This is a genomic window from Polaromonas sp. P3_C2 (assembly GCF_056402675.1).
This window is the reverse complement of the sequence record NZ_JBFUGX010000496.1, coordinates 1-3,124: the sequence shown is the minus strand read 5'-3', so window position 1 is coordinate 3,124 and position 3,124 is coordinate 1. Positions and strand designations below refer to the sequence as shown.

Annotated in this window: 5 protein-coding genes and 1 pseudogene; 3 read left to right on the top strand and 3 right to left on the bottom strand. The window is 60.0% G+C overall.

The window, feature by feature from the left end; genetic code table 11:
* Positions 1-241 (top strand): annotated as a pseudogene (locus tag AC1DWI_RS17810) (acyltransferase family protein); the annotation flags it as partial.
* A 71-nt stretch (positions 242-312) separates the two neighbouring features.
* Here AC1DWI_RS17810 and AC1DWI_RS17805 read toward each other — a convergent pair.
* Together AC1DWI_RS17805 and AC1DWI_RS17800 are read right to left on the bottom strand one after the other, a co-directional pair.
* Entirely contained in the window at positions 313-660 is a 348-nt protein-coding gene (locus AC1DWI_RS17805) for a DOPA 4,5-dioxygenase family protein (protein WP_477671080.1), read from the bottom strand.
* A 71-nt stretch (positions 661-731) separates the two neighbouring features.
* Positions 732-998 carry a hypothetical protein gene (locus tag AC1DWI_RS17800; protein WP_477671079.1) on the bottom strand — a complete coding sequence of 89 codons (267 nt, stop codon included), beginning with the start codon at positions 996-998 and terminating at the stop codon, positions 732-734.
* A 147-nt stretch (positions 999-1,145) separates the two neighbouring features.
* Between AC1DWI_RS17800 and AC1DWI_RS17795 the strand changes: the two genes are divergently transcribed.
* Positions 1,146-2,243: a PA0069 family radical SAM protein gene (locus tag AC1DWI_RS17795; RefSeq protein WP_477725339.1), complete on the top strand. Its 1,098-nt coding sequence runs from the start codon at positions 1,146-1,148 to the stop codon at positions 2,241-2,243.
* A gap of 89 nt (positions 2,244-2,332) precedes the next feature.
* A complete protein-coding gene (locus AC1DWI_RS17790; RefSeq protein ID WP_477671077.1) occupies positions 2,333-2,773 on the top strand; it encodes a GNAT family N-acetyltransferase in 441 nt (146 codons plus the stop codon).
* A gap of 20 nt (positions 2,774-2,793) precedes the next feature.
* Here the strand turns inward: AC1DWI_RS17790 and AC1DWI_RS17785 are convergent.
* A partial coding sequence (locus AC1DWI_RS17785) for an ABC transporter permease subunit (RefSeq protein ID WP_477725338.1) occupies positions 2,794-3,124 on the bottom strand: 331 nt, incomplete at its 5' end.

Sequence of the window (3,124 nt, the reverse complement as noted above, 5' to 3'; positions counted from 1 at the left end):
GCGCCGTCTGGTGCAGCTGGGCCAGATGTCCTATTCCGTGTTCCTCATCCACTTCCCTGTGTGCCTGCTGGTCAATGCCATCGTGAGCCATTTCTGGCCCACGCAGCTTGCGGCAAACGTGTTGGGCCTGTTGACGGCCTTCCTGCTGTCGCTGCTGGCGGGCTGGGTGCTGTACCAGTCGGTGGAATCGCGACCGATTCCTTTGCGGCCGCGCTGGTTGAGTCGCTTTTATTTGCGTTAAAAAGCAGCTCCTCGCCTTTCTGGACGAGCGCAACTTGCTATTGAATTAATAGCATTCAACTGGAGCCGGGCTCACCGCCTGAACATCTCCAGCTTCAACACGGCAGGCTCACCCAGCCATGAGGCATGCGTGGTGTGGTCGGCAAGGTCATCGCCGGTGAGCCCGTGCACAAACACATCCAGTCCGTCGCGGTGTTCTTCGAGCCAGGGAATGACGCTGCCGAACGCCGCGCGGTCAAATGCCAGCTGGCAACTCCAGCGCGGGTGCGGCCCCACCTCGCGTTCATGCACACGCCCCACGGCAATCCCGAAAAGCGCGCCAGCTTTTTCGCACAGGGCACGTGCCTGCTCAACGGTGCCGGGCCCGAAATACACGTGGGCGTGATAGCGGGCATAAAGGTTTTCAGGTCGCTGGATCATGGTGAAACGGAAGGGAGGAGAGGGAAGGGAAAATGGAAAAGGGGCGTATCCATCACGCATTGGATGAGGCCTCAGGCATCCTCCAGAAACGTCAGGGTCGGTAGCGGTACATCGGGGTTTTCTTCGCGGACTTTTGCATGCGTCTGCTTCATGCGCTGCTGGCAATGTGCCAGGTCTTTCACCTGAAACAGAAAAAACACCTCTGCTGCGTCTTCCGCGTTTTGCCAGAGATACTTCAGATACATGCCTTGCTTCGCATGTTCATCCGCATCTTTTTCCAGCTGCTGTTTGACGGCGGCCAGCGGCGCGCCGGTGAGTTTTGCCAGTACGTGTGCCATGGGATGTCTCCTGCTTTAAACCCATTATTGCGAGCACTGCTGCAGACATTTGCCAAAGGGTTTTTGTTTGAATATACTGTATTTATATACAGTATTTTTCTGCGGCCCTGCCGGGCACCGCTACCTTCCACCKAATCTTGTTGCCCTATGTCCGACGCCGTCATTCCCCTCCATGCCATCAAGGGCCGGGGCACTGCTACACGCATGCCGCACCGGTTTGAGAAAGACGTGCGCAACGCATGGGACGACGGCTGGGGTCCGCTGGAAGAAGGTGTCTCCAGCGAGGCGCCCCGGATCGAAACCACGGTCACGATGGAAGACGCCCGCAGCGCGATTGTCGGCAACGATTCGCCCGATATCTTTTTTGACTACAGCATCAATCCCTACCGGGGCTGCGAGCATGGCTGTGTGTACTGTTATGCGCGGCCCACACACAGCTACCTCAATCTTTCGCCAGGGCTTGATTTTGAAACGAAGATCATCGCCAAGCGCAACATTGCCGAGGTGTTGCGCGCCGACCTGCGCAAACGCAGCTATGTTCCCAAGCTGCTCAATATCGGCTCGGCCACCGACTGCTACCAGCCCGCCGAGCGCGAGCTGCGACTGACGCGCAGCATCATTGAGGTGATGCAGGAAGTGCGGCACCCGTTCTCTTTGATCACCAAATCCAGCGGCGTGGAGCGCGACCTCGACTTGCTGGCGCCGCTGGCCGCTGACAAGCTGGCCGCCGCCTACGTGACCATCACCACGCTCGACGGCGAACTCGCGCGCAAGCTCGAGCCGCGCGCGGCCGCACCGCACCGGCGCCTGCGCACCATCCGCACGCTGGCAGAGCACGGCGTGCCGGTCGGCGTGAGCGTGGCGCCGCAAATCCCGTTTGTGAACGAGGACATGGAGCATGTGCTGGAGGCGGCCTGGGAGGCCGGTGCACGCAGCGCGTTCTACACCGTGATCCGCTTGCCCTGGGAAGTGGCGCCCATTTTCAAGGAATGGCTGGAGCTGCACTACCCGCAGCGCGCCGCGCGCATCATGGCGCGCATCCACGAAATGCGCGGCGGCAAGGACTACGACAGCGACTTCGCCACGCGCATGAAAGGTCACGGCCTGTGGGCCGAGCTCATCAAGCAGCGCTTTGAGAAAGCCTGCAACCGGATCGGCTTTAACCGGCAGCGCATTGAGCTGGACATGAGCCAGTTCCGGCCGCCGGACGCGGCGGGCGCCGAGGGGCAGGGCAGGCTGTTCTGAGGGGTCATGCGTCAGTTCGATGCGAGGGCTATAGTCCAAAAATGGTGTGCGTCACGCCTCATGCTGTTTGAAAATAAAAGGAGTTCATCTTGGCCCTCGAGTGGAAGTTTTCATCGGAAGGCATGGCCGACGCGGACTGGGAAGAGCTGTCGAATCTTTACCGCGTTGCCCCCTTGGGCGACAAGAAGCCTGCGGATCTGCAGATTGTTTTCTCCAACAGCATGTTCAAGTGTTTTGTGTATGACGCCGGCAAGCTGATCGCTGCGGGCCGTGCGGTAGCGGATGGCAGGGACTGCTCCTACATCTGCGACATCGCGGTAGCGCCGGACCGGCAGGGATCAGGTATGGGCAAGGACATGGTTGCGGCGCTGGTGAAGCTTTCCAGTGGCCACAAAAAAATCATCCTGTACGCGGTCGCCGGCAAAGAGCCGTTTTACCGCAAGCTCGGCTTTCGGCGCATGCTGACCGCGATGGCGATTTTTGCGAATACCGAGCAGGCGATTCAGAGTGGTTTGATCAGCGACACCTGATTCTGGTGCCCGGCGCTTCGCTAGCGCAGATAGCTGCGGTTGAGGCGCACTTCGAGCTTCTTCTGCAGCGTTTCAAACGAGGCACTCATCGCCCAGTAAATACCCGCAGCCGCCAGGTACAGCGGAAAGGGCTGGAAGGTAGTGGCAATCACTTCCTTGGTCGCCAGCATCAGCTCGCCCACGGCAATCACCGAGACGAGCGAGGTGTCCTTGATCAGGCTGATCAGGCTGTTCGACAGGCTGGGCACTGCCAGGCGCAGGGCCTGCGGGCCGATCACATAGCGCAGCGTTTGCGCTTGCGTCAGGCCCAGGCTGCGGGCTGCATTCCATTGGCCGTGTTCCACACCGTTG

Coding starts and splice junctions, on each gene's coding strand:
- AC1DWI_RS17805 (WP_477671080.1), bottom strand. CDS start 660: ATGATCCAGCGACCTGAAAACCTTTATGCCCGCTATCACGCCCACGTG.
- AC1DWI_RS17800 (WP_477671079.1), bottom strand. CDS start 998: ATGGCACACGTACTGGCAAAACTCACCGGCGCGCCGCTGGCCGCCGTC.
- AC1DWI_RS17795 (WP_477725339.1), top strand. CDS start 1,146: ATGTCCGACGCCGTCATTCCCCTCCATGCCATCAAGGGCCGGGGCACT.